At 64.1% G+C, this 21,002-nt stretch carries 19 protein-coding genes; 13 read left to right on the forward strand and 6 right to left on the reverse strand.

Translation table 11 applies throughout. The annotated features are described in order from the left end of the window. Position 1: 1 nt before the first annotated feature. The 3 genes from amn to CKW37_RS27310 all read right to left on the reverse strand — a co-directional run bounded on the left by amn (position 2) and on the right by CKW37_RS27310 (position 5,262). Positions 2-1,474, reverse strand: coding sequence for an AMP nucleosidase (gene amn / locus CKW37_RS27300; protein WP_095159300.1), 1,473 nt, complete (start codon positions 1,472-1,474; stop codon positions 2-4). A gap of 66 nt (positions 1,475-1,540) precedes the next feature. Further along, complete coding sequence (locus CKW37_RS27305; protein WP_095159301.1) at positions 1,541-3,193, reverse strand: acyl-CoA dehydrogenase family protein; 1,653 nt, start codon at positions 3,191-3,193, stop codon at positions 1,541-1,543. An 83-nt stretch (positions 3,194-3,276) separates the two neighbouring features. Next, positions 3,277-5,262, reverse strand: a complete 1,986-nt coding sequence (locus tag CKW37_RS27310; RefSeq protein ID WP_095159302.1) for a hybrid sensor histidine kinase/response regulator — start codon at positions 5,260-5,262, stop codon at positions 3,277-3,279. Between the two features lie 260 nt (positions 5,263-5,522). On the opposite strand from CKW37_RS27310, the gene CKW37_RS27315 reads away from it, so the two are divergent. From CKW37_RS27315 to CKW37_RS27330, 4 genes are all read left to right on the forward strand, one after another. After that, positions 5,523-6,320 (forward strand): hydroxymethylpyrimidine/phosphomethylpyrimidine kinase, encoded by a 798-nt coding sequence (locus CKW37_RS27315; RefSeq protein WP_095159303.1) that lies wholly within the window; start codon positions 5,523-5,525, stop codon positions 6,318-6,320. A 28-nt stretch (positions 6,321-6,348) separates the two neighbouring features. After that, positions 6,349-6,975, forward strand: a complete 627-nt coding sequence (gene thiE / locus CKW37_RS27320) for a thiamine phosphate synthase (RefSeq protein ID WP_095159304.1) — start codon at positions 6,349-6,351, stop codon at positions 6,973-6,975. 16 nt (positions 6,976-6,991) lie between these two features. After that, a complete protein-coding gene (gene hemL / locus CKW37_RS27325; RefSeq protein WP_095159305.1) occupies positions 6,992-8,275 on the forward strand; it encodes a glutamate-1-semialdehyde 2,1-aminomutase in 1,284 nt (427 codons plus the stop codon). 214 nt (positions 8,276-8,489) lie between these two features. After that, positions 8,490-9,038, forward strand: a complete 549-nt coding sequence (locus CKW37_RS27330) for a tetratricopeptide repeat protein (protein ID WP_095159306.1) — start codon at positions 8,490-8,492, stop codon at positions 9,036-9,038. Positions 9,039-9,058: 20 nt separating this feature from the next. On the opposite strand, the gene CKW37_RS27335 is transcribed toward CKW37_RS27330, so the two are convergent. Then, complete coding sequence (locus tag CKW37_RS27335; protein WP_095159307.1) at positions 9,059-9,385, reverse strand: DUF1820 family protein; 327 nt, start codon at positions 9,383-9,385, stop codon at positions 9,059-9,061. Between the two features lie 244 nt (positions 9,386-9,629). Here CKW37_RS27335 and CKW37_RS27340 point away from each other — a divergent pair, with 244 nt between their 5' ends. From CKW37_RS27340 to lnt, 4 genes are read left to right on the forward strand one after another with little or no spacing between them, the layout of a single operon-like run. Continuing rightward, a complete protein-coding gene (locus CKW37_RS27340; RefSeq protein WP_095159308.1) occupies positions 9,630-10,628 on the forward strand; it encodes a PhoH family protein in 999 nt (332 codons plus the stop codon). Next, positions 10,621-11,115 carry an rRNA maturation RNase YbeY gene (ybeY, locus tag CKW37_RS27345; protein WP_095159309.1) on the forward strand — a complete coding sequence of 165 codons (495 nt, stop codon included), beginning with the start codon at positions 10,621-10,623 and terminating at the stop codon, positions 11,113-11,115. The genes CKW37_RS27340 and ybeY overlap by 8 nt, the downstream gene beginning before the upstream one ends. Positions 11,116-11,120: 5 nt before the next feature. Then, positions 11,121-11,960, forward strand: coding sequence for an HlyC/CorC family transporter (locus CKW37_RS27350; RefSeq protein ID WP_095159310.1), 840 nt, complete (start codon positions 11,121-11,123; stop codon positions 11,958-11,960). 8 nt (positions 11,961-11,968) lie between these two features. Further along, complete coding sequence (gene lnt, locus CKW37_RS27355; protein WP_095159311.1) at positions 11,969-13,486, forward strand: apolipoprotein N-acyltransferase; 1,518 nt, start codon at positions 11,969-11,971, stop codon at positions 13,484-13,486. A gap of 3 nt (positions 13,487-13,489) precedes the next feature. On the opposite strand, the gene CKW37_RS27360 is transcribed toward lnt, so the two are convergent. Continuing rightward, positions 13,490-14,251 (reverse strand): YdcF family protein, encoded by a 762-nt coding sequence (locus tag CKW37_RS27360; RefSeq protein ID WP_095159312.1) that lies wholly within the window; start codon positions 14,249-14,251, stop codon positions 13,490-13,492. Between the two features lie 126 nt (positions 14,252-14,377). Beyond that, positions 14,378-14,695 (reverse strand): hypothetical protein, encoded by a 318-nt coding sequence (locus CKW37_RS27365; RefSeq protein WP_095159313.1) that lies wholly within the window; start codon positions 14,693-14,695, stop codon positions 14,378-14,380. A 239-nt stretch (positions 14,696-14,934) separates the two neighbouring features. On the opposite strand from CKW37_RS27365, the gene leuS reads away from it, so the two are divergent. The 5 genes from leuS (at position 14,935) to CKW37_RS27390 (ending at position 20,910) form a co-directional block, all read left to right on the forward strand. Continuing rightward, positions 14,935-17,541 carry a leucine--tRNA ligase gene (gene leuS, locus CKW37_RS27370; protein ID WP_095159314.1) on the forward strand — a complete coding sequence of 869 codons (2,607 nt, stop codon included), beginning with the start codon at positions 14,935-14,937 and terminating at the stop codon, positions 17,539-17,541. A gap of 66 nt (positions 17,542-17,607) precedes the next feature. Continuing rightward, positions 17,608-18,213, forward strand: a complete 606-nt coding sequence (gene lptE / locus CKW37_RS27375) for an LPS assembly lipoprotein LptE (protein WP_095159315.1) — start codon at positions 17,608-17,610, stop codon at positions 18,211-18,213. A gap of 36 nt (positions 18,214-18,249) precedes the next feature. After that, positions 18,250-19,287, forward strand: coding sequence for a DNA polymerase III subunit delta (gene holA / locus CKW37_RS27380; protein WP_095159316.1), 1,038 nt, complete (start codon positions 18,250-18,252; stop codon positions 19,285-19,287). Between the two features lie 86 nt (positions 19,288-19,373). Next, entirely contained in the window at positions 19,374-19,538 is a 165-nt protein-coding gene (arfA, locus tag CKW37_RS27385; RefSeq protein ID WP_095159317.1) for an alternative ribosome rescue factor ArfA, read from the forward strand. Between the two features lie 61 nt (positions 19,539-19,599). Next, the gene (locus tag CKW37_RS27390) at positions 19,600-20,910 is read left to right on the forward strand and encodes a lytic murein transglycosylase (RefSeq protein ID WP_095159318.1); all 1,311 of its coding nucleotides are present in this window, start codon (positions 19,600-19,602) and stop codon (positions 20,908-20,910) included. Positions 20,911-21,002 lie beyond the last annotated feature (92 nt).

Raw genomic sequence — 21,002 nt, forward strand, 5'->3', positions numbered from 1 at the left:
CTCAGCGGAACGGCGGCTCGTCAAAACTGCGCAGTTTACGCGAGTGCAGCGAGTTCAGTTCGGTGCGCAGCAGATCGAGGGCGGCGATGCCGATCTTCAAGTGCTGGCTGACGGCGCGGTTGTAGAAGGCGTTGGCCGCGCCCGGCAACTTGATCTCGCTGTGCAGCGGCTTGTCGGAGACGCACAGCAACGTGCCGTAAGGCACCCGCAAGCGATAACCCTGAGCGGCGATGGTGCCGCTTTCCATGTCCACCGCCACGGCGCGCGACAGGTTGATCAACGGTCGTTCCTGCGCCCAGCGCAGTTCCCAGTTGCGGTCGTCGTAGGTCAGCACGGTGCCGGTGCGCAGGCGTTTCTTCAGTTCGTCGCCACGTTCGCCGGTGACCTGCGCCGCCGCTTCCTGCAAGGCCATCTGCACTTCGGCCAGGGCCGGGATCGGAATGTTCGGCGGCACCACGCGGTCGAGAATGCCGTCGCGCCGCATGTAGGCGTGGGCCAGCACGTAGTCGCCGATGGTCTGCGATTGCCGCAGGCCGCCGCAGTGGCCGATCATCAGCCAGCAATGCGGGCGCAGCACCGCCAGGTGGTCGGTGATGTTCTTGGCGTTGGACGGGCCGACGCCGATGTTGACCAGGGTGACACCGTCGCCATCGGCGGCGATCAGGTGATAGGCCGGCATCTGGTAGCGGTGCCACACCACCCCGGCCACCAGCGCCTGAGCCTCGCCGTTGTCCATGGCCTTTTCGATGATGACGTTGCCCGGCAGGACCATGCGCACGAAGCGCGGGTCGTCGCGCAATTGCTCAAGGCCATGGCTGATGAACTGGTCGACGTAACGGTGGTAGTTGGTCAGCAGGATCCACGGCTGCACATGACGCCAGTCGCTGCCGGTGTAATGCACCAGGCGGCGCAGCGAGAAGTCCACCCGCGCGGCGTCGAACAGCGCCAGCGGCAGGGTCTCGGCGCTGCCCCAATCGTACAGGCCGTCGGCGATACCATCGGTGGCGGCGGACAGGTCGGTGCTCGGGAACACCCGCGCCAGCGCCGCGGCGGTGATGCCGGTGCCGGCCAGTTCATCGCCCTGCTCGACCACGTAGGGGTAAGGAATGTTCTGTTCGCTGACGCCCACTTCGACGGTGACGGTGAAGTCCTGCATCAACGGGCGCAGTTGCTCCAGCAGGTAGCCGCGGAACGCCGCTGGATGGGTCACGGTAACGCTATAAGTGCCCGGCAACTGGACCTTGGCGTAGGCGCGGGTGGTGGCGGCGACCTCACCGTTGTAGTGATAGGTCAGGCGCAGTTCGGGATAACGGAACTGCGCACGCTCGTCCGCATCCGGCTCGGTACGGTCCTTCAGGTAGCGCTTGAGCGCCTGGCTCAGGGCGGTAGTCGCGTTTTCGTGCAGGGCCGCCAGACGATCGACGGCTTGCTCGGCGGTTTCTACGACAACGAAGGCTTCATCAAAACGGCTCACTGGTTACTTCCTGTCTGACATGCAGGTTTCCATCTTGCCTACATCCGCGGCCAAAGGCACGCCCGTTCAGAGCGGCCAGGCCGGCGTGGCCCGTTGCACCAGCGCGGCGACGTCCACGCCTCGCGGCAAGGTGCCGTAGACCCGCCCGCCAGCACTGAGGCGGCTGGCGATAAAGGCGTCGCTCACCGTGGCGTTGCCCGCCTCCAGCAGCAGCTTGGCCTGCAGGCCGACGGCGATTTCTTCGACCAGTTGCCGGGCGCGGTACTGGATATCGCCGGTGTCGGCGAACGCCGCCTTGAGGTTGCCGATATGCGCGGCCAGGCGCGGGTCGCCGTGGCCGTCGCCGAGTTCGGCGAACAGGCTGTCGAGAACACCCGGCTCTTTGGACAACGCCCGCAGCACGTCCAGGCACTGGACGTTGCCCGAGCCTTCCCAGGTCGAGTTCACCGGCGCCTCGCGGTACAGCCGCGGGAGAATGCTGTCTTCGACATAACCGGCACCGCCCATGCACTCGGCGGCCTCGTTGATCATCGCCGGGGCGCGTTTGCAGATCCAATACTTGCCCACCGCCGTCACCAGCCGGGCGAAGCGGGCCTGGTGCGGATCGTCGAGATGGTCCAGGGCGTGGCCCATGCGCAGGCTCAGGGCCAGCGCCGCTTCGCTTTCCAGCGCGAGGTCCGCCAGCACGTTCTGCATCAGCGGCTGTTCCGCCAACAGGCGGCCGCTGACCTGACGGTGCGCGCAGTGATGGGCTGCCTGGGTCAGGGCCTGGCGCATCAACGCGCTGGAACCGACCATGCAGTCGAAGCGGGTCATCGCCACCATCTCGATGATGGTCGGCACGCCGCGGCCTTCCTCGCCGATCATCCAGGCCAGGGCGCCGCGGAACTCGACTTCGCTGGACGCGTTGGACCAGTTGCCGAGCTTGTTCTTCAGGCGCTGCACGTAGAACTCGTTGCGCTGGTCATCCGGGCGATGGCGCGGCAGCAGGAAGCAGCTCAGGCCCTTTTCGGTCTGCGCCAGGGTGAGGAAGGCGTCGCACATCGGTGCCGAACAGAACCACTTGTGGCCGACCAGCTCGTAGGCCTGGCCCGGCCCCGGCGAACCCACCGGGTAGGCCCGGGTGGTGTTGGCCCGCACGTCGGTGCCGCCCTGTTTCTCGGTCATCGCCATGCCAATGGTGACCCCGGCCTTGTGCCGGTCGCCGACATTGCGTGGGTCGTACTCGGTGGCCAGCACCTTGGGCAACCAGTAGTGCGCCAGTTCCGGCTGCAACTTCAGCGCCGGCACCGCGGCGAAGGTCATGGTCAGCGGACAGCCACTGCCGGCTTCGGCCTGGCTGTGCAGGTAGGTCATAGCGGCGCGGGCGACATGCGCGCCCTCCCGCGGGTCGGTCCAGGGCAGTGACGGCAGGCCGTGTTCGACGGCCGTGCGCATCAGTTCGTGATAGGCCGGATGAAACTCCACCAGGTCGATCCGGTGGCCGTAGCGGTCATGGCTGACGAATTGCGGTTTGTTCTGGTTGGCGAGAAAGCCCGCTGCCATCAGCGGCCCGCCGGCGAGGGCACCGTAGGCATCGATCCGCGACTCGGCCCAACCGGCCCCGAACCTGCGACTCCATTCCTGCAACGGCAGGTCGAGGCGGTAGAGGTTGGCGCCATCGAGGGACGGCGGCTGGTTGGTGACTTCGTGGGTTTCAGCGTACTGATGCAGGTTCATGCGGGCTCCTGATCGATAGGACGTGTCTGAAAAAGCCAGTGAATCACGCCCTACGCCAGGGTCAAAGTGACATAAACGCCACACTAGCCGCGATATGACACCTGCCCGTGGGCGTCGACCTGCGGCGCTACCAAGGTCACCGCTACATCGAGTTCGAAGCGGCTGCCCTCGCCCGGCACCGAGCTGTGCTGCAATCGGGCATCGATCAGCCCGGCCAGCTTCCGGCAGATCGCCAGGCCAATACCGAGCCCGCCGTATTCACGGCTCATCGAGCCATCGACCTGGAAGAAACGCTGGTACAGCAGGGTCTCGTCCAGCGCGGCGAAGCCAATGCCGCTGTCGCGCACGACGAAACTCAAATGCAGCGACTGCCCCTGCGCCCGGCCACCCCGCACCCGCAGGCTGACGCCGCCGCGGTGGGTGAATTTGAGGGCGTTGTCGAGCAGGTGACCAAGGCACAGGGCCAGCTTGTGCCGGTCGCCGACGATCCGGTCCGGCAGTTCTTCCGCCGCGTCCAGGTTCAGCAGCAGACCCTTGTCCAGAGCTGTCGGGTGGAACCGCCCGCGCAATTCATGCAGCAGGCCACGCAGGCTGAACGGCTCGTTGCGCGCGGCCAGCCGGCCGGCCTGCAGTTCAGTGAGGACGAGGATGTCATCGACCATGCGCATCATGTTCTGCGCAGCAACACTGGCGGTGTGCTGGTAGTGGCCCAGCTCGGCTTCCAGCGGCAGCGTCTGCATCAGTTCCAGCGAGCCGATCACGCCGTTCATCGGAGTGCGCAGTTCGTGGGTCACGGTGGCGAGGAATTGATCCTTGAGGCGGTTGCTGTGGGCCAGTTGCTGGTTCATTTGCTCCAGCGCATGACCGGCTTCGCGCAGGGTTCGTGCCTGTTCATCGCGCATGCCGTTGATCCGGTCGGCCAGGGCCAGCGACAGCAGGCCAACCTCCAGCGCCGCGCCGATCTGGCTGGCGTACATGGTGAGGAAGACGTTGGGCAGGTAGCCGAGCACCATCAGCGTGTTGACCAGGCCACCGAGCAGAAACGCCGACCAGGCGATGATGAAGTAGCGCGCTACCCGCATGCCTCGCCGCCAGGCGAACAGGCCGGCGGCAAAGATGCACAGGGTGAAGGCCAGCGCCAGCGCGGTGGCCAGGCGCAAAGCGAGGCCGTAGCTGGACGCCAGCGACATCAACATCACCAGCGCCGAGCAGGCCACCAGCACTTGCAACAGGCGGTCGAAGGTCCGGCTGTGGCGGGCCATCTGCAGGAAACTGCGGGCGAACTGGCAACCGAACAGGCCGGCAGCGCCGATGAACAGCGGCGTCGCGGCATTCGCCCACCACGGGCTGTCCGGCCAGAAATAGGCCACCGCCGCACCGTTGACGGACAACTGATAGAGACCGAACGAGGCGATATAAAGGATGTACCAGAGGTAACTGGTGTCGCGCACGCTGACATAGATGAACAGGTTGTAGACCAGCATCCCCAGCAGCACGCCGTAGATCAGCCCGAGCACATAGATCTTCGCCGGCAGGGCTTCCAGATAGGCCTGGCCAGACCACAGCGTCAGCGGCGCCTGCACCGAGCCTTCGCTTTGCAGGCGCAGGTAGACGGTCAGCGACTGGTCCGGCTGCAAGGGCAGTTCAAACAGGTAGTTGTTCTGGGCGATCTGCCGGCTGGCATACGGCAGCGCATCGCCGGTGCGCTGGACCAGGCGGTAACTGCCGCCTGCGTCCGGCAGATACAGCTCAAGGTGATCCAGCGGCGGGTAGGCGAGCTCGAGCAGCCAGGTGCGCGGCGCGGCCTGGGGCATGGCGTTGTAGTGGAGGTCGATTTTCAGCCAGAACGCGGACTTGGAATAACCGGCGTTGAGCACATCAGCCTGGTGCGGCTGGAAGTGGGTGGCAAAGGATGGCGCACTGACCTGGGCGATGGAGGCACTGCCGTCGTGGTCTTCGAACACCTGCATGACGCGGCCCAGGGGCAGGTTTCGGGTCGAGTCGTCGAACTCCACCGCATCGGCCAGCAACGGAAGCCAGCCCAACAGAACGATCAGCAAATAGCGCATACAGCCCCAGCGTGGCCTGCACGGTCGCGTCGCGATGCCTCCTGTCCGTTTGAGACGACGAAATCCGGCAGTGCCTGATGTCAATTTCGAAGCGCGCAAGTATAGCCGCTCGGCGCTGCCAGCAACCACGGCGAATTTCAAACCAGCCGCTCTGACACGGCCTCTACAGCCATAAAACAAAATATTTCTGACCGCTCGATCAAAAAACTCGCGCGCGGCGGCAAACCCGCTAAAAGAGTTTGGTGGTAAGCTCGCGCACCATGAATATCTACAGCTCCCGCCCCGTTGTCCTCTGTCTCTCCGGCCACGACCCCAGTGGCGGCGCCGGCTTGCAGGCAGATATCGAAGCCCTGATCGCGCAAGGCTGTCACGCCGCTCCGGCCGTGACCGCACTGACCGTGCAGGATACCGTCAATGTCCAGGACTTTCGCGTGCTCGACCGCGAGTGGGTACTGGCCCAGGCCAACATCGTCCTGGCTGATTCCGAGGTCGCCGCGGTCAAGCTCGGCATGCTCGGGTCGCTGGAGATGGTCGAAACCGTGGTCGGACTGCTCAGCGCGCATCCGCACCTGCCGGTGGTCTGCGATCCGGTGCTGCGCGCCGGTGGCGGCGGTCGGCTGGGCAAGGACGAAGTTGGCTACGCGATCCGCGAACGCCTGCTGCCGCTGGCAACCATCGCCACGCCGAACCTGCCCGAAGCGCGCATCCTCGCCGAACTGCCCGAGGGCACGGCCGACGAATGCGCGGAAAAACTCCTGCCGTTCGTCAAGCACCTACTGATCACCGGCGGCCACGGCGAAGAAACCGAAATCCACAACCGTCTTTACAGCCGCGGCGGCGAGCAATCCACCTGGACCTGCCAGCGCCTGCCCGGCAGCTACCACGGTTCCGGCTGCACACTGGCCAGCGCCCTCGCCGGCCGTCTGGCCCTTGGCGAGCAACTGCCGAGCGCGGTGCGCTCGGCGCTGGATTACACCTGGCGGACCCTGCGCGACGCCGAACAACTGGGCAAGGGCCAGTTCGTGCCCCGCCGCCTGCCCCTGGATTTCTGCTCCTGAAACACTGAATTGCTGTGAGGCGCCTGTAATGAAGCTACGCGGTTTGTATGCCATCACCGACAGCCAGTTGCTGGCCGGCCGGTTTCTGCCTTACGTCGAGGCCGCGCTGGAAGGCGGGGTGACCTTGCTGCAATACCGCGACAAGAGCGAAAACCAGGCGCAACGCCTGCGCGAGGCCGAAGCCCTGCGCGACCTCTGCGAGCGCTACAAGACCCGCCTGATCATCAACGACGACGCTGAACTGGCCGCGCGCCTGGGCGTCGGCGTGCACCTGGGGCAGACCGACGGCCCGCTGACCCCGGCGCGGACCCTGCTCGGGCGCCAGGCAATCATCGGTTCCACTTGCCATGCCCAGCTTGATCTGGCCGAACAGGCCGCCCGCGAAGGCGCCAGCTATGTCGCCTTCGGCCGCTTCTTCAATTCGGTGACCAAGCCCGGCGCGCCGGCGGCCAACGTCGAGTTGCTGGAGCAGGCCCGCACGCGGATCAAACTGCCGATCGCAGTCATCGGCGGCATCACCCTGGAGAACGCTCCACCGCTGGTCGAGCACGGCGCCGACCTGCTGGCGGTGATCCACGGCCTGTTCGGTGCCGACAGCGCGCAGGAAGTCACCCGCCGCGCCCGTGCCTTCAACGCCCTCTTTACCCGTATCTGATTTGCGAGAGACCACCATGTCCCGTTCCGAAATCCTGTTCGCCAACGCCCAGAAACACATCCCCGGCGGCGTCAACTCGCCGGTCCGTGCCTTCCGCAGCGTCGGCGGCACCCCGCTGTTCTTCAAACACGCCGAAGGCGCCTACGTCACCGACGAAGACGACAAGCGTTATGTCGATTACGTCGGCTCGTGGGGCCCGATGATCCTCGGCCACAGCCACCCGGACGTGCTGGCATCCGTGCGCAAGCAACTGGAGCACGGCCTGTCCTACGGCGCTCCGACCGCGATGGAAACCGAGATGGCCGACCTGGTCTGCTCGCTGGTGCCGTCGATGGAAATGGTGCGCATGGTCAGCTCCGGCACCGAGGCGACCATGAGCGCCATCCGCCTGGCCCGTGGCTTCACCGGTCGCGACAGCATCATCAAGTTCGAAGGCTGCTACCACGGTCACTCCGACAGCCTGCTGGTGAAAGCCGGCTCCGGCCTGCTGACCCAGGGCGTGCCAAGCTCGGCCGGTGTGCCGGCGGACTTCGCCAAACACACCCTGACCCTGCCGTTCAACGACATCGACGCGGTCGCGAAAATGCTGGCCGAAGTGGGCCAGGACGTGGCCTGCATCATCGTCGAGCCGGTGGCCGGCAACATGAACTGCGTGCCGCCGGCGCCGGGTTTCCTCGAAGGCCTGCGCAGCCTGTGCGACCAGCACGGCGTGGTGCTGATCTTCGACGAAGTGATGACCGGTTTCCGTGTCGCCCTCGGCGGCGCCCAGGCGCACTACGGCGTGACTCCGGACCTGTCGACCTTCGGCAAGATCGTCGGCGGCGGCATGCCGGTCGGCTGCTTCGGTGGCAAGCGCCACATCATGGAACAGATCGCCCCGCTGGGCCCGGTCTACCAGGCCGGCACCCTGTCCGGTAACCCGCTGGCCATGGCCGCCGGTCTGACCACCCTGAAGCTGATCAGCCGTCCGGGCTTCCACGACGAGCTGAGCGCCTTCACCAGCCGCCTGCTGGACGGCCTGCAACAACGCGCCGACGCGGCGGGCGTACCGTTCGTCACCACCCAGGCGGGCGGCATGTTCGGCCTGTACTTCACCGGGGCCGACGATATCGTCACCTTCGAAGACGTGATGGGCAGCGACACCGATCGCTTCAAGCGCTTCTTCCACCTGATGCTGGAAGGCAGCGTGTACCTGGCTCCAAGCGCGTTCGAAGCGGGCTTCACCTCGATCGCCCATGGCGAAACCGAGCTGAAGATCACCCTCGATGCCGCCGAGCGGGCCTTCGCCAGCCTGAAGTAAACAGCGGGCAAACATAACGGGGGCGAAAGTCTTGAAGCCAATAGCTTGTAAGACTTTCGCCCCTGTTTATTAAGAATTAACCAAAGGCGTGGCAGTTAATTCCGTCTCATTAACAGAAATTCTGGTAAAGACTTTGTAAGGTTGGCGCTGCTTATCCCATAATGTGCCACCAGACACACTTTGGCCGCAGCTTTGCAGAGGTAAGTCGATCACCATGAACCGCGCCGGCCGCGCCCTCGTCCTGGGCTGCCTGTTGCTACTTCAGCCCCTGCTGGCCATGGCAGGCGGTAACTCGTTGCTGATCCCCACCACGGGCCGCTGCACCCTCAACACGTCCCCAGAAGAACTCGCCGACGCCGTGACTCGCTGCAAGCAGTCCGCGCAATCCGGCGATGCCCAGGCGCAATACGAACTGGGTGAGTTCTATCACGATGGCAAGAACACTCCGCGCGACCTCAATCAGGCCCTGAATTATTTCGAGCAGGCTTCGCTGCAAGGCCACGCCGACGCGCAACTGCAACTGGGCACGATGTTCTTCCGCGGCGAAGGCGTCCCCGCCAACAACGTCCAGGCGTATATCGTGCTGAAGATGGCGGCGGTCAACGGCGCCGAGGATGCGCTGGACCTGGCCGACCAGGTGGCGGCGCAGATGCAGCGTGATGAACTGGAAGTCGCTACCCAGGTGCTCGGGCAGATTTTCCGCAAGTATTTGCTGGAGCTGCAGACCGTCGACGGTCGCACCCCCTTCTCGCCACTGCCCTGATCCGGGCTTATTTCTCCGGCTTACTTATCCGAGATAGGCATCGGGAACGGCATCACATTGCTGACGCCCTTGGCCTCACTGATCTTCGGCGTACCCAGGCGCTCGACTTCATCGATTCGCACGATCGAATGCATCGGCACAAAGCTGCGGGTGACACCTTCGAACTGCGCCTTGAGCTTCTCTTCGCTGGGATCGACCACCACCTGGGTGCGCTCGCCGAACACGAATTCCTCTATTTCGAGAAAGCCCCACAGATCACTCTGGTAGATCTGCTTGGCATACATCTCGAATACCTGACCCTGATTGAGAAAGATCACTTTGTAGATGGGGGCTTCACGCTTGGTCATTTTCGGCAGGCAAGATCGGAATCAAAGAGGGCGCGAACTATAGCACAGGCCCTTGGGACCACTGGCGTGGGAACAGTCCGCCACCGGTCCTGCACTGTGCACCCGTTGGGTCACCCGATGATCGCGCACGGTGGCGGGGCCGGACAAACCCGCCACCCATTGATCGTTTCAGCGCTTTCGCAGGCACGCGGCTGGGGTTATCCTTCACCACATATTTCTTGCCCAAGGGCGGCTTAAAACAACCTTGAACGCACCCATCGAACCCCATCGTTTCATCCTCGAGCCCTTCGAAGCTCACCGTTTCGCCAACCTGTGCGGCCAGTTCGACGAGCACCTGCGCCTGATCGAACAACGCCTGGCCATCGAAATCCGCAATCGCGGCAACCAGTTCGAATTGATTGGCGAGCCCAAGGTCACCTCCTCCGCCGAGCAACTGCTGCGCCGTCTCTATCGCGAGACCAAGGCCACTGAACTGTCGCCGGAAATGGTCCATCTGTACCTCCAGGAATCCACGGTTGAAGCGCTGGAAAACCCGGCCATCAACGAAGTCAGCGTCTCGCTGCGCACGCGCAAGGGCACCATCCGTCCGCGCGGGCTGAACCAGCAACGCTACGTCAAGGAAATCCTCGGCAACGACATCAACTTCGGCATCGGCCCGGCCGGTACCGGCAAGACCTACCTCGCGGTAGCCTGCGCCGTGGACGCGCTCGAGCGCGAACAGGTGCGACGCATCCTGCTGGTGCGCCCGGCGGTAGAGGCGGGTGAAAAACTCGGCTTCCTGCCCGGCGACCTGGCCCAGAAGATCGATCCGTACCTGCGCCCGCTGTACGACGCCCTGTATGAAATGTTCGGCTTCGAGCACGTGACCAAGCTCATCGAGCGCCAGGTCATCGAAATCGCCCCGCTGGCCTACATGCGTGGCCGCACGCTGAACAACAGCTTCATCATTCTCGACGAGAGCCAGAACACCACCGTCGAGCAGATGAAGATGTTCCTGACCCGCATCGGCTTCGGCTCCACCGCCGTGATCACCGGTGACATCACCCAGGTCGACCTGCCGCGTGGCACCAAGTCGGGCCTGGCCCATGTCATCGAGGTGCTCAAAGGCGTGCCGGGCATCACCTTCACCCATTTCCAGCCCAAGGACGTGGTGCGCCATCCACTGGTGCAACGCATCGTCGAAGCCTACGAGCGCTTCGAAGACCAGCAGGCCAAGGCTGAAGGCAAACCGCGCAATGCTTGAACTGGACCTGCAACGGGCGACCGAAGCGGCCGCCCCCGATGACGCCCTGTTCCGCCGCTGGTGCGAACTGGCCTTGCGCCAGCGCACTGCCGACTCGGAAATGACCATCCGTCTGGTGGACGAAGCTGAAGCCCGCGAACTGAATCACACGTACAGGCACAAGGACTACGCCACCAACGTACTGTCCTTCCCCGCCGACGTCCCCGACGACATGCTCGATATTCCGCTGCTGGGCGATCTGGTGATCTGCGTGGCAGTGGTCGAGCGTGAAGCCGCCGAGCAACGAAAGTCCCTTGAAGCCCACTGGGCGCACCTGGTCATCCATGGTTGCCTGCACCTGTTGGGCTACGACCACATCGATGACGATGAGGCCGAGGAAATGGAAGCACTGGAACGAACGTTGCTAGCAGAACTGGGTCATCCGGACCCTTATGCCGACGACGAAGACGACACACCTCACACCGATATCTGCAAGGACCACGAGTAACCGCCATGAGCGAAGATCGATCGAGCAACGGGCAAAAGTCCTGGCTGGGCAAACTGACCCAGGCTTTTGCCCATGAGCCGAAAAACCGCCAGGAGCTCCTCGAGCTGCTGCGCGAAGCCCACCAGAACAAGCTGCTCGACAGCGAAGCGCTGACCATCGTCGAAGGCGCCATCCAGGTCGCCGACCTGCAGGTGCGCGACATCATGGTGCCGCGCTCGCAGATGATCAGCATCAAGTCGTCGCAGTCGCCCCGCGAGTTCCTCCCGGCGATCATCGACGCCGCGCACTCGCGCTATCCGGTGGTTGGCGAAAGCCACGACGATGTCCTCGGCGTCCTGCTCGCCAAGGACCTGTTGCCGCTGATCCTCAAGGAGAACGGCGACAGCTTCAACATCAAGGACCTGCTGCGCCCGGCCACCTTCGTGCCCGAATCCAAGCGCCTGAACGTCCTGCTGCGCGAGTTCCGCGCCAACCATAACCACATGGCCATCGTCATCGACGAATACGGCGGCGTGGCAGGTCTGGTGACCATCGAGGACGTGCTGGAGCAGATCGTCGGCGATATCGAGGACGAGCACGATGTCGAGGAAGACAGCTACATCAAACCGCTGCCCAGCGGTGATTTCCTGATCAAGGCGCTGACCCCGATCGAGAACTTCAACGAGTTCTTCGACAGCGAGTTCTCCGACGACGAGTTCGACACCGTTGGCGGCCTGGTCATGAGCGCGTTCGGGCACCTGCCCAAGCGCAACGAAACCACTGAAATCGGGCCGTATCGCTTCCGTATCCTCAACGCTGACAGCCGCCGGATACACCTGCTGCGCCTGACCCCCGTCACCCGTTAAGGACAACCATGCGTTGGATCACCCGCCCCGGCTGGCCCGGTAACCTGCTGGCCGTGGCGGCCGGCGCCCTGACTCCGCTGGCGCTCGCGCCGTTCGATATCTGGCCGCTGGCCTTGCTGTCGCTGGGCCTGTTCTACCTCGGCCTGCGCGAGCTGAGCCCGCGCCAGGCGCTGGGTCGCGGCTGGTGCTACGGCTTCGGCCTGTTCGCCGCCGGCACCTGGTGGATCTACGTCAGTATCCACACCTACGGCGGTGCCTCGGCGCTGCTGGCCGGCGGGCTGATGCTCGCGTTCTTCGCCTCCATCGCCTGGTTCTTTGCCCTGCCCGCCTGGCTCTGGGCGCGCTGGCTGCGGCGCAACGAAGCGCCACTGGCCGACGCCTTGGGCTTCGCCGCCCTGTGGCTGGGCCAGGAAGCCTTCCGCGGCTGGTTCCTGACCGGTTTCCCCTGGCTCTACGCCGGTTACAGCCAGCTTGACGGCCCACTCGCCGGACTCGCGCCGGTGGGCGGCATGTGGCTGGTGTCCTTCACGCTGGCGTTGACCGCCGCGCTGCTGTGCAACCTGCGTCTTCTGCGCCAGCGCAAAGCCTTCCTCGCGGCCGGCATCGCCTTGCTGGTCTGCCCGTGGACCATCGGCCTGGGGCTCAAGGGGCATGCCTGGACCGTGCCGTCCGGCGATCCCCTGAAGGTCGCGGCCATCCAGGGCAACATAGAACAAAGCCTGAAATGGGAACCCAACCAGTTGCGCAGTCAACTGGAGCTGTACCGCGACATGAGCTTCACCAGCAAGCCGGTCGACCTGATCGTCTGGCCGGAAACCGCGGTGCCGGTGTTCAAGGATTCGGTGCAAGGCTATCTGGACATGATGAGCGGCTTTGCCGGGGATCGGCATTCCGCGCTGATCACCGGGGTTCCGGTGCGGCAGATCGAACACGAGCAGCGGCGCTACTACAACGGCATCACCGCGATCGGCGAAGGCGACGGCACCTACCTGAAACAGAAGCTGGTGCCCTTCGGCGAATATGTTCCGCTGCAAGACCTGCTGCGCGGCCTGATCGAATTCTTCGACCTGCCCATGTCCGACTTCGCCCGCGGCCCGGCCGACCAGCCACTGCTGCAGGCCAAGGGCTACCAGCTTGCGCCGTTCATCTGCTACGAAGTGGTCTACCCGGAACTGGCCGCGAGCCTGGCGGCACGCAGCGACATCCTCCTGACCATCAGCAATGACACCTGGTTCGGCAAGTCCATCGGCCCGCTGCAGCACCTGCAAATGGCGCAGATGCGCGCCCTTGAAGCCGGACGCTGGATGATCCGTTCGACCAACAACGGCGTTACCGGCCTGATCGACCCGTTCGGTCGCATCACCGCGCAGATTCCGCAGTTCGAACGCGCCATCCTCTACGGCGAAGTGGTGCCGATGCAGCAACTGACGCCTTACCTGCAATGGCGTTCGTGGCCGCTGGTGATCCTCTGCACGCTGTTGCTGGGCTGGGCATTGCTGACCAGCCGGATCGCCAAGACCGTCTGAGCCTCAGTAGAAAAGTCGGTAACCGACAAGGCCAACTGCTTCGTTGAACAGTTGGCCGCTTTGCCACATCACCTTGCTGTGCGGCAGCCAACCGCCGAACGGGTAGCCGTGGTCGATGCCCATGAAGCCCACCGGCGCTGGCACCACGTCAAAACCAGCCTGCTGGAAACTCCAGACCGAGCGCTGCATGTGCCAGGCCTGGGTCACCACGACAACCCGCTTGACCCCTTGTGGCAGCAGCATCGCGGCGCTCAGCTCGGCATTCTCCCAAGTGGTGCGGCTCTCTTCCTCCAGCCAGCGCACCGACACACCGAAATCCCGCTGCATCGAATCGGCCATCAGCCGTGCTTCGCTGGGCGGCGAGCCGTAATGCAGACCGCCCGTGGTCAGTACCGGCAGCCCGGACGCCTTGGCCAGTTGCGCGGCATAGCGCATGCGTTCGAGGGCCACCCCGGTTGGCTGGTCTTGCGAGCCCCAGGCCGGGTCGCCGCGCTCGCGCCCTGAGCCGAGGACAACGATGGCATCAGCATGCTCGGCCAGCGTTGCCCACTGATCCATGCGCAGCGCCGGCACCGTTTCGATCTGGCTGGCCACATGCTGCATCACCACCGGCAGGCTCATCGCCAGCAGACCGCCGAATCCCGCGACGAAACACAAACGCGCCGTGCGCGGCCACGATTTGCGCAGCCACCAGCCGGCAATCAGCAGCACGAAGAAAATGCCTGGCGGCATCAACCATTGTTTGACGAAGAAACGAAACGGCATCGGGCATCTCCCTGAAATGCGCGAAGCCTAAGAGAAATCGGCGCCTGGAAACAGTAACCAGGCGCCGTATCGGAGAAAAGAATGCTGCGGTGGCGCACTCCAGACTGCGCCGTGATAGGCCTAACGCTATTTGCGTTGCAGCGCTCGGGTGTTGAGCGCTGCGGTGGAACGTGCCTTGTCCTTGAGCCAGATGACCCGACCCGAAGGGGGCGCTTCCATTGAGGGTGCAACGCCGGAAACTTTTTGCCCGCGTGCCGGCGCGGACTCGAGATAGGCTTTGATAACGTCGAACTCGGCGCTGCTCAAACCACGCAGTTCCAGTTCGTCGGGCATTTCATCGCGTAATCGAACCGAGGTCCGGGCCACATCCAGGGCCAGTCCCAGACGGTCGATCAGTCGTTCGTAAAGCTCCGGTTTCAATGCTTGTAGCTGCGACTCTCCCATCCGCTCACCTCATCGAAGATAAAATTCATCTCCCCCAGACATGAGCTTAGCGTCACCGGCAAAAGCGGCTGGACGCCGCGACCAACGGCCCTGGCGCCGGCCCGCGATGCAATCAGGGTTTCCCACGACCGTTGGGGGTCATGTATGCTACGGCGTTCACTCTTGACACCGGATTACCGGGCACAAACGGTTTTCAACCGGCCTGGATAAGGTCTCCCATTTCTCAGCGCAAAGTAGCCATGCACGAACACTATCAGCCCCGCGAAATCGAAGCCGCCGCCCAGTCCTACTGGGACGAGCACAAGTCTTTTGAAGTCAGTGAACAGCCAGGCAAGGACACTTACTACTGCCTGTCGATGTTCCCGTACCCGAGCGGCAAGCTACACATGGGGCACGTGCGCAACTACACCATCGGCGACGTGATCGCGCGCTACCAGCGCATGCTCGGCAAGAACGTCCTGCAGCCGATGGGCTGGGATGCCTTCGGCATGCCGGCGGAAAACGCCGCGATGAAAAACAACGTCGCGCCGGCCAAGTGGACCTACGAAAACATCGACTACATGAAGACCCAGCTCAAGAGCCTGGGCCTGGCCATCGACTGGTCGCGTGAAGTCACCACCTGCAAGCCGGACTACTACCGCTGGGAACAGTGGCTGTTCACCCGCCTGTTCGAAAAAGGCGTGATCTACCGCAAGAACGGTACCGTGAACTGGGACCCGGCCGATCAGACCGTACTGGCCAACGAGCAGGTCATCGACGGCCGTGGCTGGCGTTCGGGCGCGCTGATCGAGAAGCGCGAAATCCCGATGTACTACTTCAAGATCACCGACTATGCCGACGAGCTGCTGGAAAGCCTCGACGATCTGCCGGGCTGGCCCGAGCAGGTCAAGACCATGCAGCGCAACTGGATCGGCAAGTCCCGCGGCATGGAAGTGCAGTTCCCCTATGACGAGGCGAGCATCGGCGAAGCCGGCGCGCTGAAAGTCTTCACCACCCGTCCCGACACCCTGATGGGCGCGACCTACGTCGCCGTCGCCGCGGAGCACCCGCTGGCCACCCTCGCCGCCCAGGGCAACCCGCAACTGCAAGCGTTCATCGACGAATGCAAGAGCGGCAGCGTCGCCGAAGCCGACATCGCCACCCAGGAAAAGAAAGGCGTGGCCACCTCGTTGCTGGTCCGCCATCCACTGACCGGCGAGAAGCTGCCGGTGTGGGTCGCCAACTACGTGCTGATGCACTACGGCGACGGCGCAGTCATGGCCGTACCGGCCCACGACGAACGCGACTTCGAATTCGCCAGCAAGTACCAACTGCCGATCAAGGCCGTGGTCCGCACCAGCGCCGGTGATGAAGTCGGTAGCGAATGGCAGGCCGCCTACGGCGAGCATGGCCAACTGATCAACTCCGGCGAGTTCGACGGCCTGGACTTCGCCGGCGCTTTCGACGCCATCGAAGCCGCGCTGATCCGCAAGGAGTCGGGCAAGTCTCGCACCCAGTTCCGCCTGCGCGACTGGGGTATCAGCCGCCAGCGCTACTGGGGCTGCCCGATCCCGATCATCCATTGCCCGTCCTGCGGCGACGTACCGGTGCCGGAAGACCAGTTGCCGGTCACCCTGCCGGAGAACGTCGTGCCGGATGGCGCTGGCTCGCCGCTGGCGCGCATGCCCGAGTTCTACGAGTGCACCTGCCCGAAATGCGGCACTGCGGCCAAGCGCGAAACCGACACCATGGACACCTTCGTCGAGTCGTCCTGGTACTTCGCCCGCTACGCGTCGCCGAACTACGAAGGTGGCCTGGTCGATCCGAAAGCGGCCAACCACTGGTTGCCGGTCGACCAGTACATCGGCGGCATCGAACACGCCATCCTGCACCTGCTCTACGCGCGTTTCTTCCACAAGCTGATGCGTGACGAAGGCCTGGTCAGTTCCAGCGAGCCGTTCAAGAACCTGCTGACCCAAGGCATGGTCGTCGCCGAGACCTACTACCGCGTTGCCAGCAACGGCGGCAAGGACTGGTTCAACCCGGCCGACGTCGAGCTCGAGCGTGATGCGAAAGCCAAGATCATCGCCGCACGCCTGAAGACCGACGGCCTGCCGGTGGAAATCGGCGGCACCGAGAAGATGTCCAAGTCCAAGAACAACGGCGTTGACCCGCAGTCGATGATCGATGCCTACGGCGCCGACACCTGCCGCCTGTTCATGATGTTCGCCTCGCCGCCCGACATGAGCCTGGAATGGTCCGACTCCGGCGTCGAGGGTGCAAGCCGCTTCCTGCGTCGTGTCTGGCGCCTGGCTCAGGCGCATGTCGCCCAGGGCCTGCCGGCCAAGGCCGACCTGAGCAGCCTGAGCGACGCGCAGAAAGCCGTGCGCCGCGCTACGCACTCGGCGATTCGCCAGGCCAGCATCGATGTCGGCCAGCACCACAAATTCAACACCGCCATCGCCCAGGTGATGACCCTGATGAACGTGCTGGAAAAGGCCGCCCAGGACAGCGAGCTGGACCGCGCGCTGATCCAGGAAGGTCTGGAAGCCGTGACCCTGATCCTGGCTCCGATCACCCCGCATATCAGCCATGGCCTGTGGCAGAGCCTCGGCCACAGCGGCCCGGCGATCAACGCCGGCTGGCCAGCCGTGGACGAAAGCGCCCTGGTGCAGGACAGCCTGCAACTGGTCATCCAGGTCAACGGCAAGTTGCGCGGGCAGATCGAAATGCCTGCCGCCGCCAGCCGCGAGGACGTCGAAGCCGCCGCACGCAGCAACGAGAACGTGCTGCGCTTCACCGAAGGCCTGACGATCCGCAAGGTCATCGTGGTACCCGGCAAGCTGGTCAACATCGTCGCCAACTGACAGGACCGGGCGCCCTGGCGGGCGCCCGCACAGACAAGGCCCACAAGGTTTCAAGGGAGCAACAAGATGATCAAACGCAATTTGTTGGTAATAGGCCTGGCGGTAATGCTCAGCGCCTGCGGTTTCCAACTGCGTGGTACCGGGACCAACGAGCTGGCCATCAAGGAACTGGATGTGAGCGCCCGTAACGCTTACGGCGAAACGGTCACTCAACTGCGCGACGTGCTGAAGAACAGCGGCGTCAACGTCCATGCTGGCGCGCCGTTCAAACTGGTCCTGACCAACGAAGTCGAAAACCAGCGCGCCGCCAGCTACGCCGGCTCCGCTCGCTCGGTGGAATACGAGCTGAGCACCGAACTGTCCTACGAGATCCAGGGCCAGAACAACACGCCGCTGCTCAACGACAAGCTGGAAGTCCGCAAGATCTACGTGCATGACGGCAACAACATCACCGGCTCCGGCCAGGAAGCCAGCCAGATCCGCAAGGAAATGCGTCGCGACCTGGTACAGAACATGGTGCTGCGCCTGCAACTGCTGACTCCGGCCCAGCTCGACGAGCTGCAAGCCAAGGCCGACGAGCGCGCCCGGGCAGAAGCCGAGGCACTGGAAGCGGCCCGCCGCGCCCAGGCAGCCCAACCCCAGCAATCGCCGCTGGAAATCCCGGCCCGCTGAGGCTGAACGGGGCGCTTCGGCGCCCCGACTTCTTTTATGAAACTTGCTCCCGCCCAGCTCAACAAGCACCTGCAAGGCGCGCTCGCCCCGGTTTATGTGGTCAGCGGCGATGATCCGCTGCTGTGCCAGGAAGCCGCCGACGCCATTCGCCTGGCTGCGCGCCAGCAGGGCTTCGATGAGCGTCAGGTATTCAGCGCCGATGCCAACTTCGACTGGGGCACCCTGCTCCAGGCGGGTGCCAGCCTCTCGCTGTTCGCTCAGAAACGCGTGCTGGAACTGCGCCTACCCTCCGGCAAGCCGGGCGACAAGGGCGCTGCGGCGCTGATCGAATATTGCTCACGCCCCGCCGAAGACACCCTTTTGCTGATCAGCCTGCCCAAGCTCGACGGCAGTGCGCAGAAAACCAAGTGGGGCAAAGCACTCGTCGAAGGGCCGCAGGTGCAGTTCATCCAGATCTGGCCGGTCGACACCCAGCAACTGCCGCAATGGATCAACCAGCGCCTGGCCCAGGCCGGGTTGGCGGCGCAGCGTGATGCGGTGGAACTGATCGCCGCGCGGGTCGAAGGCAACTTGCTGGCCGCCGCCCAGGAAATCGAAAAGCTCAAGCTGCTCGCCGACGGCAACACCATCACCGTAGAAACGGTCCAGGGTGCGGTCGCCGACAGCGCGCGCTTCGACGTCTTCGGCCTGGTCGACGCCATCCTCAATGGCGAAGCCGCCCACGCCCTGCGCATGCTCGAAGGCCTGCGCGGCGAAGGCGTCGAGCCGCCGGTGATTCTCTGGGCCCTGGCCCGGGAGCTGCGCGTCCTCACTGGCCTGGCCCAGCAGTACAGCCAGGGCGTACCGTTGGACAAAGCCTTCAGCCAGGCTCGTCCGCCGGTCTGGGACAAGCGCAAGCCACTGATGAGCAAGGCACTGCAACGCCATTCGGCACAGCGCTGGGGTCAACTGCTGTTTGACGCCCAACGCATCGACGCGCAAATCAAGGGCCAGGCCCAAGGTTCGCCGTGGACCAGCCTGACCCGCCTTTCGCTGCTGATGGCCGGGCAGCGGCTGAACCTGCCGGCGGAATAACCGCCAGGATCGTGACCAACGGCCTTGCGACGGACGCGTGACAGTCCTATAGTTCGCGCCGAATCCACCCAGGCAGGACCTCTCCCATGAGCAAGAAATCGGCAAAATCCCGGCCGAACAAGGCCAAATCCATCATTGCCCAGCCCCTGTTCCGCAGCCGCCAGGAACAACCGGAAAAAGGCAAAGGCAGCTACCGCCGCGAAGCCTTCCAATCGAGAGATTGGGAGGCTTCTTGCTTTAAGGCCGCATGAAGGCAGGAAATCCACAGGCATGATATGGTCGTCACCTGACCCGTATTACCTGGATTCGTGCATGCCCTTCCGCCTTTCCCGTCGCTGGCAACTCCGCCAACTGACCGCTGCTTTCAGCCTCATCCTGCTCGTTGCCTGCGCCGAGCACCCGACCGCCGCCGATGCCCTGCCCATCGCGCCAGTCCAGCCGGCCCCGGTCCTTGTCCAGCCCACGCCATCCGCCGACATCGTAGTCCAGCCACAGCAAACGTTCGCCGAGTGGCAGGCCAGTTTCCGTCAGCAAGCGTTGCAAGCCGGCGTATCGCCAAGCCTGTTCGATCGCGCCTTTGCCGGCATCACCCCGGATATGGATGTGATCAAGGCCGACCGCAGTCAGCCGGAGTTCAGCCGCCCGGTATGGGAATACCTCGATGGCGCGCTGTCGCCGCTGCGGGTGCGCAACGGCAAGGCACTGCTGGCGCAGAACAGCGAACTGCTGAGCCGCATCGAGCAACGCTACGGTGTAGAGCGCAATGTGCTGGTGTCCGTCTGGGGCATGGAAAGCAATTTCGGCCAGTTCCAGGGCAACAAATCGGTGATCCGCTCCCTCGCGACCCTGGCCTATGAAGGCCGTCGCCCGGCGTTCGCCCAGGCACAGCTGCTGGCGGCGCTGAAGATCCTGCAGAACGGCGATATCGCCCCCGAAGCCATGCGCGGCTCCTGGGCCGGGGCCATGGGCCAGACCCAGTTCATCCCCACCACGTACGACACCCATGCCGTGGACTTCGACGGTGACGGCCGCCGCGATATCTGGAACAGCTCCGCCGACGCCCTCGCCTCCACCGCCCACTACCTGCAAAGTTCAGGCTGGAAACGTGGTGAGCCTTGGGGCTTCGAAGTCGAACTGGCACCGGGTTTCGATTACTGGCTGGCTGACGGCACTCAACGCAAAACCGTCGCAGAATGGCTGCACCTGGGCCTGAAACTGCCAGCCGGCGCTCGCGTCCCGGCCGGCAGCGAGCAACTCTCCGCCGCCCTGATACTGCCTGCGGGCTACCGTGGCCCGGCGTTCCTGGTGCTCGACAACTTCCGCGCGATCCTCAAGTACAACAATTCGTCGTCCTACGCCTTGGCGGTCAGCTTGCTGAACGAGCGCTTCGACGGCGCCGGCTATATCCGCGGCGCCTGGCCCAAGGACGATCTGCCGTTGAGCCGCAGCGAGCGCATCGAGTTGCAGGACCGGCTCAATGCCACCGGGCATGAGGCCGGCACGGCAGATGGCATTATCGGCGCCAACACCCGCAAAGCGATTCGCAATGCCCAACAGACCTTGGGCTGGCCGGCGGACGGGTATCCGACGCGCAAGCTGCTGGATAGCCTGCGCGCGCGCTGAAGGCCGCTATCGCGAGCAAGCTCGCTCCTACAATGTCCGCGTGATAATCCTGTAGGAGCGAGCTTGCTCGCGATGCCAAATACACAAAAAAG

The organism is Pseudomonas sp. Irchel 3E13, from assembly GCF_900187455.1.
Classification (GTDB): Bacteria; Pseudomonadota; Gammaproteobacteria; order Pseudomonadales; family Pseudomonadaceae; genus Aquipseudomonas.

Excerpts from the sequence above, each read along its gene's own strand:
- CKW37_RS27305 (WP_095159301.1), bottom strand. The coding sequence starts at position 3,193 with ATGAACCTGCATCAGTACGCTGAAACCCACGAAGTCACCAACCAGCCG.
- CKW37_RS27310 (WP_095159302.1), bottom strand. The coding sequence starts at position 5,262 with ATGCGCTATTTGCTGATCGTTCTGTTGGGCTGGCTTCCGTTGCTGGCC.
- CKW37_RS27315 (WP_095159303.1), top strand. The coding sequence starts at position 5,523 with ATGAATATCTACAGCTCCCGCCCCGTTGTCCTCTGTCTCTCCGGCCAC.
- thiE (WP_095159304.1), top strand. The coding sequence starts at position 6,349 with ATGAAGCTACGCGGTTTGTATGCCATCACCGACAGCCAGTTGCTGGCC.
- hemL (WP_095159305.1), top strand. The coding sequence starts at position 6,992 with ATGTCCCGTTCCGAAATCCTGTTCGCCAACGCCCAGAAACACATCCCC.
- CKW37_RS27330 (WP_095159306.1), top strand. The coding sequence starts at position 8,490 with ATGAACCGCGCCGGCCGCGCCCTCGTCCTGGGCTGCCTGTTGCTACTT.
- CKW37_RS27335 (WP_095159307.1), bottom strand. The coding sequence starts at position 9,385 with ATGACCAAGCGTGAAGCCCCCATCTACAAAGTGATCTTTCTCAATCAG.
- ybeY (WP_095159309.1), top strand. The coding sequence starts at position 10,621 with ATGCTTGAACTGGACCTGCAACGGGCGACCGAAGCGGCCGCCCCCGAT.
- CKW37_RS27350 (WP_095159310.1), top strand. The coding sequence starts at position 11,121 with ATGAGCGAAGATCGATCGAGCAACGGGCAAAAGTCCTGGCTGGGCAAA.
- lnt (WP_095159311.1), top strand. The coding sequence starts at position 11,969 with ATGCGTTGGATCACCCGCCCCGGCTGGCCCGGTAACCTGCTGGCCGTG.
- CKW37_RS27360 (WP_095159312.1), bottom strand. The coding sequence starts at position 14,251 with ATGCCGTTTCGTTTCTTCGTCAAACAATGGTTGATGCCGCCAGGCATT.
- CKW37_RS27365 (WP_095159313.1), bottom strand. The coding sequence starts at position 14,695 with ATGGGAGAGTCGCAGCTACAAGCATTGAAACCGGAGCTTTACGAACGA.
- leuS (WP_095159314.1), top strand. The coding sequence starts at position 14,935 with ATGCACGAACACTATCAGCCCCGCGAAATCGAAGCCGCCGCCCAGTCC.
- lptE (WP_095159315.1), top strand. The coding sequence starts at position 17,608 with ATGATCAAACGCAATTTGTTGGTAATAGGCCTGGCGGTAATGCTCAGC.
- holA (WP_095159316.1), top strand. The coding sequence starts at position 18,250 with ATGAAACTTGCTCCCGCCCAGCTCAACAAGCACCTGCAAGGCGCGCTC.
- arfA (WP_095159317.1), top strand. The coding sequence starts at position 19,374 with ATGAGCAAGAAATCGGCAAAATCCCGGCCGAACAAGGCCAAATCCATC.
- CKW37_RS27390 (WP_095159318.1), top strand. The coding sequence starts at position 19,600 with ATGCCCTTCCGCCTTTCCCGTCGCTGGCAACTCCGCCAACTGACCGCT.